Annotated in this window: 12 protein-coding genes and 1 tRNA gene; 6 read left to right on the forward strand and 7 right to left on the reverse strand. The window is 64.8% G+C overall.

The features are described from left to right. From lon to ACIQ42_RS08735, 6 genes are all read left to right on the forward strand, one after another. On the forward strand, positions 1 to 1,979 hold a 1,979-nt coding region (gene lon, locus ACIQ42_RS08710), incomplete at its 5' end, for an endopeptidase La (RefSeq protein WP_397421811.1). A gap of 215 nt (positions 1,980 to 2,194) precedes the next feature. After that, complete coding sequence (locus ACIQ42_RS08715) at positions 2,195 to 2,470, forward strand: HU family DNA-binding protein (protein WP_397421812.1); 276 nt, start codon at positions 2,195 to 2,197, stop codon at positions 2,468 to 2,470. A 54-nt stretch (positions 2,471 to 2,524) separates the two neighbouring features. Then, positions 2,525 to 2,601: transfer RNA gene (locus tag ACIQ42_RS08720), tRNA-Val, on the forward strand. 111 nt (positions 2,602 to 2,712) lie between these two features. Then, complete coding sequence (locus ACIQ42_RS08725; RefSeq protein ID WP_397421813.1) at positions 2,713 to 2,919, forward strand: hypothetical protein; 207 nt, start codon at positions 2,713 to 2,715, stop codon at positions 2,917 to 2,919. 5 nt (positions 2,920 to 2,924) lie between these two features. After that, on the forward strand, positions 2,925 to 3,848 hold the full coding sequence (locus ACIQ42_RS08730; protein WP_397421814.1) for an aldo/keto reductase: 924 nt from the start codon (positions 2,925 to 2,927) through the stop codon (positions 3,846 to 3,848). A 71-nt stretch (positions 3,849 to 3,919) separates the two neighbouring features. Beyond that, positions 3,920 to 5,851 carry a flavin-containing monooxygenase gene (locus ACIQ42_RS08735; protein ID WP_397421815.1) on the forward strand — a complete coding sequence of 644 codons (1,932 nt, stop codon included), beginning with the start codon at positions 3,920 to 3,922 and terminating at the stop codon, positions 5,849 to 5,851. Positions 5,852 to 5,895: 44 nt separating this feature from the next. On the opposite strand, the gene ACIQ42_RS08740 is transcribed toward ACIQ42_RS08735, so the two are convergent. The 7 genes from ACIQ42_RS08740 to ACIQ42_RS08770 all read right to left on the reverse strand — a co-directional run. Further along, positions 5,896 to 6,909, reverse strand: a complete 1,014-nt coding sequence (locus ACIQ42_RS08740) for a DUF2891 domain-containing protein (protein WP_397421816.1) — start codon at positions 6,907 to 6,909, stop codon at positions 5,896 to 5,898. Beyond that, complete coding sequence (locus tag ACIQ42_RS08745) at positions 6,890 to 7,843, reverse strand: DUF979 domain-containing protein (RefSeq protein WP_397421817.1); 954 nt, start codon at positions 7,841 to 7,843, stop codon at positions 6,890 to 6,892. Before ACIQ42_RS08745 ends, ACIQ42_RS08740 begins: the two co-directional genes overlap by 20 nt. Continuing rightward, positions 7,840 to 8,508, reverse strand: coding sequence for a DUF969 domain-containing protein (locus tag ACIQ42_RS08750; RefSeq protein WP_397421818.1), 669 nt, complete (start codon positions 8,506 to 8,508; stop codon positions 7,840 to 7,842). Before ACIQ42_RS08750 ends, ACIQ42_RS08745 begins: the two co-directional genes overlap by 4 nt. A 62-nt stretch (positions 8,509 to 8,570) precedes the next feature. Continuing rightward, positions 8,571 to 9,395: a 16S rRNA (adenine(1518)-N(6)/adenine(1519)-N(6))-dimethyltransferase RsmA gene (gene rsmA, locus ACIQ42_RS08755; RefSeq protein ID WP_397421819.1), complete on the reverse strand. Its 825-nt coding sequence runs from the start codon at positions 9,393 to 9,395 to the stop codon at positions 8,571 to 8,573. Then, on the reverse strand, positions 9,392 to 10,399 hold the full coding sequence (gene pdxA / locus ACIQ42_RS08760; protein WP_397421820.1) for a 4-hydroxythreonine-4-phosphate dehydrogenase PdxA: 1,008 nt from the start codon (positions 10,397 to 10,399) through the stop codon (positions 9,392 to 9,394). The genes rsmA and pdxA overlap by 4 nt, the downstream gene beginning before the upstream one ends. Positions 10,400 to 10,413: 14 nt before the next feature. Beyond that, the gene (locus ACIQ42_RS08765; RefSeq protein WP_397421821.1) at positions 10,414 to 11,760 is read right to left on the reverse strand and encodes a peptidylprolyl isomerase; all 1,347 of its coding nucleotides are present in this window, start codon (positions 11,758 to 11,760) and stop codon (positions 10,414 to 10,416) included. 43 nt (positions 11,761 to 11,803) lie between these two features. Further along, the coding region (locus ACIQ42_RS08770) for an LPS-assembly protein LptD (protein ID WP_397421822.1) at positions 11,804 to 12,852 on the reverse strand (1,049 nt) is incomplete at its 5' end.

A 12,852-nucleotide genomic window follows, 5' to 3' on the forward strand; every position in this document is an offset into this window, starting at 1 on the left:
AGCTGAACAAGAAGGTCCCGCCCGAGGCGTTGGCCGCGATCCCGCAGATCGACAATCCCAGCGAACTCGCCGACCGCATCGCGGGGCACCTCTCGGTTAAGATCGCCGAGAAGCAACAACTGCTGGAAGTCTTCAATGTCGTGAAGCGGCTGGAGAAGGTCTACGCCCTCATGGAAGGCGAGATCTCGGTCATGCAGACCGAAAAGAAGATCCGTAACCGCGTGAAGCGCCAGATGGAGAAGACCCAGCGCGAGTACTACCTCAATGAGCAGATGAAGGCGATTCAGCGCGAACTGGGTGAGCCTGACGACACGCGCGACGAGCTGATGGAGCTCGAGAAGCGCATCAAGAAGACCAAGCTATCCAAGGAAGCCAAGACCAAGGCCGAGAGCGAGCTCAAGAAGCTGCGCAACATGAGCCCGATGTCGGCGGAATCGACCGTGGTCCGCAACTATCTTGACTGGCTGCTGTCGATCCCGTGGGGCAAGGCCAAGCAGAAGCCGATCGACCTGCAGAAGGCCGAGGACACCCTCAACGACGACCACTATGGCCTGGAGAAGGTCAAGGAACGGATCCTAGAGTACCTGGCGGTCCAGAGCCGCACTGGCTCGCTGAAGGGCCCGATCCTTTGCCTGGTCGGACCTCCGGGGGTTGGCAAGACGTCACTCGGTCGCTCCATCGCCCAGGCAACGGGCCGAGAGTTCGTGCGGGTGTCGCTGGGCGGCGTGCGCGACGAGGCCGAGATCCGTGGCCACCGCCGCACCTACATCGGCTCGATGCCCGGCAAGATCATCCAGTCGATGAAGAAGGCCAAATCCACCAACGCCTTCTTCCTGCTGGATGAGATCGACAAGATGGGCTCCGACTATCGCGGCGACCCCTCGTCGGCGCTGCTGGAGGTGCTGGATCCGGCGCAGAACTCCACGTTCGGGGACCACTACCTCGAGGTGGACTATGATCTGTCGCCGGTGATGTTCGTCACCACGGCCAACTCGCTCAACATGCCCCAGCCCCTGCTGGACCGTATGGAGATCATCCGTATCCCCGGCTACACCGAGGACGAGAAGGTCGAAATCGCCAAGCGGCATATCCTGCCCAAGCTGACCAAGGACCACGGCCTGAAGCCGGAAGAGTTTGTGGTGCCGGAAGAGGCCATCCGTGGCCTGATCCGCTACTACACCCGCGAAGCCGGCGTCCGGAGCCTTGAGCGAGAACTGGGCAATCTGGCGCGCAAGGTCGTGCGGGATCTGGGCCGCGAAACCCTGACCTCGATCACCATCGATGACGAGCGACTGGCCAAATACGCCGGCGTGCAGAAGTATCGCTATGGCGAGACGGACGCCGAGGACGCGGTGGGCATCATCACCGGCCTGGCGTGGACCGAGTTCGGCGGCGACATCCTCACGATCGAGGCGGTCAAGATGCCGGGCAAGGGCCGGATGTCCATCACCGGTAACCTGAAGGACGTGATGAAGGAGTCGATTTCGGCGGCGAACAGCTATGTCCGCAGCCGGGCCACGAAGTTTGGCCTTGAGCCGCCCTCCTTCGAGCGGACCGACGTCCACATCCACGTGCCGGACGGCGCTACGCCCAAGGACGGCCCTTCCGCCGGCGCGGCCATGGCCACAGCCATTGTCTCTGTGCTGACCGGGATACCGATACGGGCCGACATCGCGATGACCGGTGAAGTCACGCTGCGAGGCCGCGTCACGGCCATCGGCGGGCTGAAGGAGAAGCTGCTCGCGGCGCTACGCTCAGGCGTCAAGACCGTGCTGATCCCTCAGGAAAATGAAAAGGACCTCGCCGAAATCCCCGACAACGTGAAGTCGGCGCTGCAGATCATTCCGGTCAGCACCATGGATGAGGTTCTGGCCAAGGCCTTGGTACGTCAGCCGGTCGCTATCGAGTGGACTGAGGTATTGCCGGTGGCGTCGGTGGCTGACGATGCGGACACAGCCGAGGGTCTGCGGGCTCACTGAGAAAGACCAGCGTTCACCGTCCGCCCGCGCGAGGACGGGCGGTGAGCGGTTTTTCAACCAAGTTGTGTCACAAGGCCCCGCTCTGGGCGTTTTTCCCCGGATACGGCATTTGACCTCGGCGCGCTCCCGGCCTTAACTCGACAAAGGCGTAGGGGGCGGGGGGCCCAATACCCTCCACGCCAGAAAAGAAAAAGCTGGGCTGGGAGCAAACTCATATGACCAAGGCCGAACTCGTATCGGCGATGGCCGTCAAAACCGGCCTGAACAAGGCCCAGGCCAAGGAGGCGCTGGACGCCTTCATCGCCTCGGTCTCGACATCCCTGAAGGCCGGCGACGAGGTCCGGTTGGTGGGCTTTGGAAGCTTCGTGCCTGTCAAACGGGCCGCAGGAATCGCGCGAAATCCCCGAACCGGCGAGAAGGTGCGGCGGCCAGCCTTGCAGACCTGCCGGTTTCGGGTCGGGGACTCGCTCAAGAACACGCTCAACAGCTGAGACGGTTCCGGCGGATTGCCTGCAGACCGGGGGGCGGCTAAGTACTCGCTGCAAGGGCGGCTAGCTCAGCTGGTCAGAGCATCTCGTTTACACCGAGAGGGTCGGCGGTTCGAACCCGTCGCCGCCCACCACGCGCAGGCGGCCACAGACAAGCGCGGTTCGGCCTCTTGCTGGATGTGGCCGCCGTTCGGCTCGCGCCGGTAACTGGAGCCTGGACGCCCTTCGTGCCAGAGGTGCAATCTGTGTCTCACCTGATCGCCCACATCCGACGACGGGTTGTCCTGGCTCTGGCCGGGGCGCCCGGATCCATGACGACCCGGGCCGCGCCGAAAACAGTAGGTGACCAGCCCCTGGTCGTCGCCGGCCGCTTCGACGTGGACATGCTCACGGCTCCGGCCTGGAAGGTGGTGGATGCCAACGCCGCGGCCGAATTCGCACGAATGCGCTGAGCGACATGCGTGCGCGAAAACTGGGTCAGACGGATCTGTGGGTCTCCGAACTGGGGCTAGGCTGCGCCAGTTGGTGGGGCCGGCCTGCATTTGACGAAGCGACAGCACTCCGCGTCGTACACGAAGCACTGGATCTGGGGGTTACCCTGTTTGACACGGGATCCAGCTATTCCGCCGGCGAGGCGGAGCCGCGTCTGGGGCGTGCGCTCAGAGGTCGCGATACGACGGGGCTGGTGATCGCCAGCAAGGCCGGCACCTATCACGCCGGTGGCGGCAGGATCGCGCGCGATATGTCGCCCGCCGCCGTCGTCGCCAGCGCCGAGCAAAGTCTGCGGCGACTGGGATTGGAGCATCTGGGGCTGCTGCAACTGCACGGCCCTTCAATTTCCGAACTGGAAGCCCTGGCTGAGACCTTGACGGCCTTGAAGGCGCGCGGTCTGACGCGGGCCGTGGGCCTTAACAGTTTTGACCCGGCGGTGATCGAATTCGCCCTGGGTCTCGCGGGCATCGACACTGTGATGATTGACTACAACGTCCTTCGGCCAGAGCGTGAGCCGTTGATCGGGCGCGCCGTGGCGGCAGGAAAGGGCGTATTGGCCGGCATGCCGCTGGCGATGGCAAACACCGTGCCGCTGTTCAGCCGGATTCGAGCGCCGCGTGACCTCTGGTATCTCGCACGAGCCATGGCGCACCATCGCCGCGACCTCGCCAACGGGCGACGCTTCCGCTTCCTCCACGAACAGCCGGAGATGACGGGGTCACAGGCGGCTTTGACCTACGTGCTGGCCAATTCAGGCGTCAGCGCGGCGATCTTCGGGGCTACCCGTATCGAGCATCTGCGTGAGAATCTGGCCGCGACCGACCTTGTCATGAGCGACGAACTGATGCGGCGCGTTCGACGCGCTCAGGGCGCGCTCAGCATGCCGTGACGGAACGCCTTTCGCTCGCGTCCCGGCGGGGGCATGATCTGTCGAACCGAACAACGATAGCAATGGGCAGGATGAGCATGGTCGATATTCCGGCGGATCTCGAGACGGTTCTGAAGGACGCCCACCTGCCGGCGCTGATGACGGCGCTGGTGCACATGACGGGTGATCCTCAGTGGCTGCGTGAGGCCTGGAAGCCCACTTACAATCCGGCTATGCGAACGGACACCGGGATCCCCGCCGAGACCCAGGCGGAAATCCGCAGGCAGGCCGCCCTGGTGATCCGGGCGCACCTGGAGGGCAAGCCCCTGGCGCTGCCCAATCCGGACACAGAACTGCTGCGCCGACAAATGAACTTCGTTGCGGGCGCCGAGATACCGGAGACCTATGTCGACTTCCTGCTCGACGAACTGGCGCTGGCTGGAAAGAGCAGCAAGGATCCCCAGTTTGAACAGCCAAAGCTCCAGGCCGCCGCGCGCAAACTGAAGGTGCTGGTGATCGGCGCCGGAATGTCCGGCCTGCTGACCGGCATCCGCCTCACCCAGGCCGGTGTCCCGTTCGAGATCGTCGAGAAGAACGCCGATGTGGGCGGGACCTGGTTCGAGAACACCTACCCGGGGTGCCGGGTGGACAACTCGAACCACATGTACAGCTATTCCTTCGAGCCGAACCACGCCTGGCCGCAGCACTTCTCGCCGCAGCCTGAATTGCTGAAATACTTCCGTGGGATCGCGGAAAAATATGATCTGCGGAAGGCGATCCGTTTCGGCACGCGCGTGGATACCCTCGCCTGGGACGAGGCGCGGGCCGTCTGGCGGGCTGTGCTGACAACCTCCACCGGGGCGACCGAGGTCATCGAGGCCAATGTCGTCGTCACCGCCGTCGGCCAGTTGAACCGCCCCCGGTTCCCGGACATCGAAGGTTTTGGCGACTTTGCGGGGCCAGCCTTCCACTCCGCAGAATGGCGCCACGACGTGGACCTCAAGGGTAAGCGGGTCGCCGTGATCGGAACGGGCGCCTCGGCCTACCAGTTCGTGCCGGAGATCGCGCCCGATGTGGCGAAACTCACGGTGTTCCAGCGCACGCCGCCCTGGGGGATGCCCGTGCCGCACTATCACGACGACGTGCCCGACGGCATGAAGTGGGCGCTGGAACACGTGCCCTTCTTCGACAAATGGTATCGCTTCTGGCTGTTCTGGATGACCACCGAGGGCATGCTGCCGATGGTGAAGTCCGATCCGGCCTGGAATGGCTCGCCGGACGCCGTCAGCGCCGCGAACGCCATGATGCGCGAGATGGCCACGGCCTCATTGATGGCCCAGGTCACGGATCGTCCGGACCTGGCCGCCAAGGTGATCCCGCGCTATCCGATCGGCGGCAAGCGTTCGGTGCTGGACAACGGCGTCTGGCTGGCCGCGCTCAAGCGCGACAACGTGGATCTGGTCACAGACAAGGTGGTCCGTATCACGCCAAAGGGCGTCGTCACGGCCGACGGCGTCGAGCATGAGGTCGATGTGCTGATCTATGGTACGGGCTTCCAGGCCTCGAATTTCCTGTCGTTCCTGAAGATCAAGGGCCGCAATGGTCGTGATCTGCACGAGACCTGGGGCGGCGACGCGCGGGCCTATCTGGGCATGACCAATCCTGGTTTCCCCAACCTCTTCACGATCTACGGCCCCAACACCAACATCGTGGTCAATGGCTCGATCATCTTCTTCTCGGAGTGCGCCGTGCGCTACATCGTCGGCGCCCTGAAGCTGCTGGCCGACACGGGCGCCCGCGCCATGGAGCCGAAGCAGGGGGTGTTCGACAAGTTCAACAAGGACGTCGATGAGGCCAACGCCGGCTGGGCCTGGGGATCTCCTAATGTGTCCAGCTGGTACAAGAACGAATTCGGCCGGGTCAGCCAGAACTGGCCATATGGCCTGATCGACTACTGGCGGGCCACGTTGGCGCCCAAGCCTGATGACTTCGTGCTGGAGAAGGCGTCGGAGCCGGTGGCATAGCGCGGGTCGAGCCCAGACGTCGCGAATAACCCACTGCCCGGACCCTACCTCGCGGTAAGGGCCAGCAGGGCGAACGACGCCAGCCAGTGTTCGCCCATATAGTCACCGGACACATGGGGAAGGCTTGCCGAGAGGTGACGATTAGCGGCGGCATGCGCGACTTCCCGTCGAGGCTCGCCTTCGGGCAGTGCGGCGGCAATCTCGCGCCAGCACCAGGCCCGCGAAAGGTTCAGGCCATCCAGGTGCACGATCTTGCCATCGGTGCGGTCTGACACCGTGGCCGGCGTGAACAGGGTGGCAGGCCGCTGATCGGCCATGCCCGGCAAGTAGTCTGCCAGCCAGGTCTGGAATTCGTCCGGGGGAAGCAATCGCCGCAGGCATTCCGCCGTCATGAGGGTGGAGGAGAGAAACTCATCACCATTGGGTTCCCACGCCTGTGCGTCTCGATCCGCCAGGTACCAGGCCCGCGCCTTGTCGCGGAACAGGGTCAGGAGTGCGGCGTCTCCGGTCGCCCTGGCATAGTCCGACGCCAGGGCCAGCGCAAAGGCGGTGGATGAATGGACGCCCGTCCTGACCGGATACGTCGCCTTGGGAAGGTACTCGCGGAATCGATCCGCGAACGCATCGGCCAGGGGCTTGTGGGTCGTGGCCCATGGGGCGTCGTGGGACAGCAGTTCCGCCTGAAGCTTCAGCAGCCAGCCCCAGCCATAGGGCCGCTCAAATCCTCGCGCTGAGGGGCGATGCAGATAGTCGACCTCCGCCTCCACCTTCCCGGGCGTGAAAGCATCATCGAACAGCGCCCGGATCGCTGCGGCCTCCGGGATACCCGGCTCCAGGCGCAGCACGCTGGCCAGCATCCAGTACCCATGGACGCAGGAGTGCCAGTCGAAGCTGCCGAAATAGATGGGGTGCAGGTCGCGCGGGCCGCGCAGATCCTCTGGCCCGTTCAGAACGTGGTCCAGCTTGTTGGGGTACTCGCGCCCCACATGGCCCAGCGCGATGCGGGCGAACGACGAGGCCAGCGCAGGTGTCAGGCGTTCAGCGGAAGGCGAGGACATACATCAGGCCTGTATTGACGAGGAGAAGCGGGAGCGCGGTCGGGATCTGGGCGTAGATGACGGCGTAGCGATTTGGCAGTTCCAGCAGGGCGGCCGGCACCAGATTGAAGTTGGCCGCCAGCGGGGTCATGAGGGTCCCGCAAAAGCCGGACAGCATGCCTATGGAGGCGACGATGGCGGGGTCGCCGTCGAACCGTCCGATCAGGATCGGCAAGGCCACGCCGGCGGTCATCACCGGAAAGGCCGCGAAGGCGTTGCCCATGATCATGGTGAACCCGGCCATGCCCAGGCAGTAGACCGCCACCGCCGTCAGGCGCGAATCCATAGGGATCCAGGCGGTGACCAGTTGCCCTATGGTTTCGCCCACCCCGGCCAGGGCGAATACGGCACCAAGCGCCGCCAGCATCTGGGGCAGGAGTGCGGCCCAACCCACCGTGTCCATCAGCCTGCGCCCTTCCTGCAAGGGGCTGATCAAGGGTTGCCGAAGCAGGATCAGGCCGACAGCCGTCGCCACGATGGCAGCCAGTGCCAGGGAGATCAGCGTCGCCTGCTTCGGGTCCAGCAGCGGCTGCCCGCCGAACGATAGCGGCTTCAGGACCAGCACGCCGAAGATGACGACCAGCGGCAGGGTCAAGGCTGGAACAAAGAGTCTCGCGCCGAACCGTTCGGCCAGCGCCTTGCGCTCGACAGGTGAGGTGGTGGCCGGTTGCCCTCTGCCCAGCCATCCGAACCCTGCGATCAGGGCCAGTGCCAGCACAAGGACGCCGTTGCCGCGGTCTCCCAGCTGGTCTCCGGCCAGAAAGCTTGTGGCGACCAGGCCCCAGAAGGTGGCGTTTCCCATGCGCTTCGGATTGCTGCGATCCATCGCGCTCAGCACCGCGAAAGCGCCAAACACGATCCCGGCCAGGACATAGACGACGGACAGACCGATCATCGGCTCAGCCTCCGCCGGACCATTCGGTCAAACATCAGCAACCGGGCCGCATGGATCAGAAAGGCGGCAATGGCGGTGGGGATCGCCCAGATTGACAGATGGATCGGGTCCACCGTGATCCCGGCGGTGGCGAGGAAGCCCACCATCAGCAGGATGGAGCCGATAGCGATGAAGATGTCCTCGCCGAAGAAGAGCCCGATGTTGTCGGTCGCCGCTGCGGCGGCGCGGACGTCCTGTTGGGTAACGCGGTCGATGGGCCCCGAGTGGGTTTCAACCGCGCCCTCGGCCATCGGTGCGATGATCGGTCGGATGGTCTGGGTGTGGCCGGCGATCGAGGTCAGGCCCAGCGCCGAGGTAATCTGACGAAAGGCGAGATACACGATCAGCAACCGACCGACGGATATCCCCCGGAGCCGCGACATGAGGGATCGTGCCTGTTCCTGAATACCCGCCCGTTCCACAACGCCGATCATCGGCAGGACCAGAAAGGCCACGCTGATGAACCGGCTGTCGTTGAAGGACTTTCCGAAAGCGTCCAGTACCTCAAGCGGGCCGAGACCCGCGGCCAGTCCGGTGATGAAGGCCGCGCCGACCACCACCAGAAGCGGGTTAAGGCGAACGGCAAAGCCAACCACCACGGCGGCCACGCCCAACAGGCTCAGCATCTGATTTCCCCCTGGATGTCCGGTCTATTGGAGCCTGTGGCGCGGTGTTCGGCAACGATGGATCAGCGCGTGGCGATCCAGGCATCGGCCAGAGCCAGGAAGCCCTCCACCGGCACGGTTTCGGCCCGGACCTGGGGATCGATCCCGGCGGCCTCGATCAGGGCGTCGCCCCCCAGCACCTTCAGACTGGAGCGTAGCATCTTGCGGCGCTGGCCGAAGGCGGCGGCGGTGATCTTCTGAAGGGCGTCCAGACGAGCGGGGGAGGGGCGCTCCGGTAGAGGCTCAAGCCGAACGACGGCGGATTCAACCCGGGGCGGCGGGCTGAACGCGCGGGCCGGAACGTCCATGACCCGACGGGCCCGGCAGGTGGCCTGAACGATCACGGCCAGTCGACCGTAGGCCTCCTCGCCCGGCCCCTCGGTGATCCGGTCGGCGACCTCGCGCTGGAACATCAGGGTCAGGGAGGCCGGGGTCCACGGGCCGGTGAGCCACTTGATCAGCAGGGGGGTGCCGACATTGTAGGGCAGGTTGGACACAATATGAACGTGTGGATTGTCCACCAGGTCGGCCTCGACGACCTTCAGCGCATCGGCAAGCATGACGTGAAGATGGTCCGATACCTTTATGATTTCATAGAGGATTGGCTGAAATCGTGGGTCCTTCTCGATGGCTGTGACCTGGGCGCCGGTTTCGAGAAGAGCGCGGGTCAGGCCGCCGGGGCCGGGGCCGACCTCGATGACATGATCCCCGGGGCCGACCTGCGCCAGACGTGCAATCTTGCGGGTGATGTTGAGGTCGAGCAGGAAGTGCTGGCCGAACGCCTTGTTGGCCCAGAGGCCGTGGGCTTCCAGGACATCGCGAAGCGGCGGCAGAGTCTCGAGCGTCATGCGCCGCGCCGTAGCGCGATCTCGTCGGCGGCGCGCAAGGCGGCGATCAGGCTGTCGGGTCTGGCGATGCCCTGACCAGCGATATCGAAAGCGGTCCCGTGATCGGGTGACGTCCGCACAATAGGCAGGCCCAGCGTGATGTTCACCCCGCCCCAGAAATCCAGCATCTTCACCGGGATCAGGGCCTGATCATGATAGAGGCAGATGACGCCGTCGTAGCGGGCCCGCGCCTCGGCGTGAAAGAGGCTGTCGGACGGGAAGGGGCCCCGAGCGTCGATGCCCAGGTTCCGCAACACGGCGACGGCGGGCGCGACGATCTCGATCTCCTCGCCACCGATCCCGCCACTCTCTCCCGCGTGAGGATTAAGGCCGGCAACCGCCAAACGTGGCGCGGCAATCCCGAAATCCCGCCGGAGAGCCTGCGCTGTAACCTGGGCGGCGTGCACAATGCCATCAATGCTCAGTTGCCCAGCCACCCGGGCGAGGGGTGTGTGAACGGTCACCAGGGTCACCCGCAGGTCGGCGGCCGTCAGCATCATGATCGGGCCGCGGACGCCTTCAAAAGGCGTTGAGGCCGTCAGCTCACCCAGGAACTCGGTGTGGCCGGGGAATTTGAACCCGGCTTCATAGAGTGGCGCCTTGGCGATGGGCGCGGTCACGACGCCCCGAACCTTGCCCGTCAGCGTCAGGTCGACAGCGGTTTCGATCCAGCGGATCACCGACGCCGCCGATGCCGGGTCCGGTCGGCCGAGCACCGCCGCCGCGGGGAGTGGGATGTCCAGCACAGGCAGCGAGGTAGGGAACGCGCCCAGAGCTTCATCCGGGGTCGATATGGTCCGGACAATACCGGGCTCGCCCGACGTCGCGGCGGCGACAGACTTTGCGTCGCCCACGACAAGGAATTTCGGCCCGCAATCCCGCAGCGCCAGCCAGGCCTTGGCGACAATTTCCGGCCCTATTCCTGCCGGATCGCCGAGGGTGACGGCAAGGGGAGCTGTGTTCACCCCGGCCCCCGGATTCAGCGCGTCTCGATGGTGGCGGAGTTACGCAGGTCGCGCATGTATCGTCGGGCGATCATGCTCAGTTGCTGGCCAAACAGCCGCTGTTCGATCTGCTGCTTGTCGACCTGTGCGGCTGAAGCGTCGCGGCGACCGCAGACCGCGACAAGGTGAAGTCCGGCCTGGGTCCGGATCGGATCCGAGATCTCGCCGATGGCCAGTTTCTCGGCCGCTTCCCGGAACTGTGGGGCGAGATCTGCGACTTCCGCCTCGCCCAGGTCGCCGGCGATAACGCCCTGAACCTTGCCGGCTGTGGCCTCAAGGGTGGCGCAGCTCTTGATATCGGGCTTCAGCGCGGCAAGCTTGGCCCGTGCTGCGGCTTCATCGGCCGGCGTAGCTGTCTGCGGGAGCCCCACAGCCGCCTGCTTCAGATTGACCAGCATGGCGGTTCCACCGGCCCGCTTTTCCTTCAGATAGAGAATGTAGACCCCGTCTTTCACCGGGATAGGCTGGGAAAGCTGGCCAGGTCGCATCTGGGCGACCACGGCTTCAACCTCGGGAGGCATCTCGCCGGCGCCGACCCATCCGGCATCGCCCCCGGCCGCCGAGGTCGGCAGCGCGGAGAATTGCCTGGCCACAGCGGGGAAGGGGGCACCTTGCTGCAACTGCGCGACCAGTTGCTGCGCGCCCTGCATGGCCTGCGGCATACCGCCTACCCGTGCTGCGTCGATCAGGACCTCGCCGATGTTGTACTGGGGTTTGGCCGCCTCCGCGGACAGACGGGCCTGGGCGGCTGCGATCTGATCATCACCAACCCGGAGCCGGGAGCCATAACGCCCCCGGATCCAGCGCGCCCAGCTGATCTGGGCGCGAAGCTGATCTCGAAGGGTTTCCGGTCCGATCCCGCGCTGCGCCAGGAAGGTCAGAAACTGATCCCCGCTCATGTTGTTCTGTTGCGCCATGCCGGCGATCTCTTCGGTCACCTCGGTCTCGTCGGCGAGGATATCGATCTTCTGCTCCCTCTCGACCCGGCGAAGTTCCTGGAACTGAAGGTGCTCGTCGACCAGGGAAACCAGCGCTTCCCGCTGAAATTGCTGAAGATTTTCGTCGGTGGGCTGCACGCCGGAGGTGGCGATCAGCAGGCGCATGCGTTGAGCAAGGTCGTAGGTCGAAACGATGTCGTCGTTGACCACAGCCGCTACGGATTCCGAAATGCCCAGCAGCGCCGGTCGCGCGGGAGCGGCCGGCGCCTCCATTGGCGCTGTGCCGACCGGTGCTTCTGGAGGCTGGGCGGCAATGGACGAGGCGGTCAGGAGGCCGGCAAGCAGCGCACCCAGCGCTGCAGAACCCGACAGATAACGCTTCATGGACGGGAGTCTTCCTTCGTGCGACCGAACTGCGGTCCTTAGTCTATCTACCATTGAATGAGCCGCCCAATGTGGCGAGCGTTAGGCGTACCGATACTGACTCACTGGGCTGCAGGCGGCCGATGATCGTGTCTTCGCGTCGATATATCACGTCAACGCGCAGACAATCGTCGCGATAGAAGACACCGACGTCCCGGATCACCCAGGCATCCCGCTTCAGATCCCGGTTGCCGTACAGGCTGACGCCATAGTTCTTGCCGACGTAAACCTCGCCGCCCAGGTCCAGGTTTTCCCGCTTGACGCCATTGATGTCGAAATCGTCGGTGAGATAGCGAACAAAGCCGTTGCCATACTTCAGCGACGCATTGGCCCCCGCCTCCAGACGCTTGATGTCGAGAGAGTCGCTGCCGAGCCTGGCGCGGCTGAACACCGAAAGGCCGGGAAGCGGCTGGGCGTCGGCTGCGACGATCCAGTCGGAGCTCTGGTTGCGAAGGCCCGAGCGATCCGAGAAGACGGTGTTCTGTTTGGTGCGGAAGCTGCGCCCCAGCATGAAGTTGGCGCGGCGACCATCATCCCAGAGGACGCCCGCCCTACCGGCGACATTCACACGCAATCCGTCTTCATAGAGGTCGTAGCCGGGGAACTTGTTGGGGCGGAAGAGCGTGGTCTCGTCGAACTCGAAGGCGACGCTGTCCTCGTTCAGATAGATCGGTTCGCCCTCGGCGGTTCGGCCGATGACCACCTGCTTGGAATCCGGGGACGCCACCACCTGCAGCAGCGGCTCGAGGATCAGCGTGGAGTCCTTGGTGCGCTTGAAGAGCGGATAGGTGATGTCAGCGCCGCCCGTGGCCAGCGCACGGCCCATGCTCTCGCTACGGGTGGTCGAGCCGACGCCGGTCAGGATATCGCGGATCTGGTAGGCGTCGGTGCGAACGCTCAGGAACGGCTCGAACCGCAGACCGGCGGCGGAGGTGAAAGCTCGTCGCCAGTCGAGTTCGCCGGTCAGGCGGGCGCTGTCGAGACCCGGAAGGCGCATCGCCAGATTGGTCTGCGAGTGCTCCCGCGCCAGCACCACGGCGCTGGTGTGGACGC

Source organism: Phenylobacterium sp. (assembly GCF_044372605.1).
GTDB lineage: Bacteria > Pseudomonadota > Alphaproteobacteria > Caulobacterales > Caulobacteraceae > Phenylobacterium.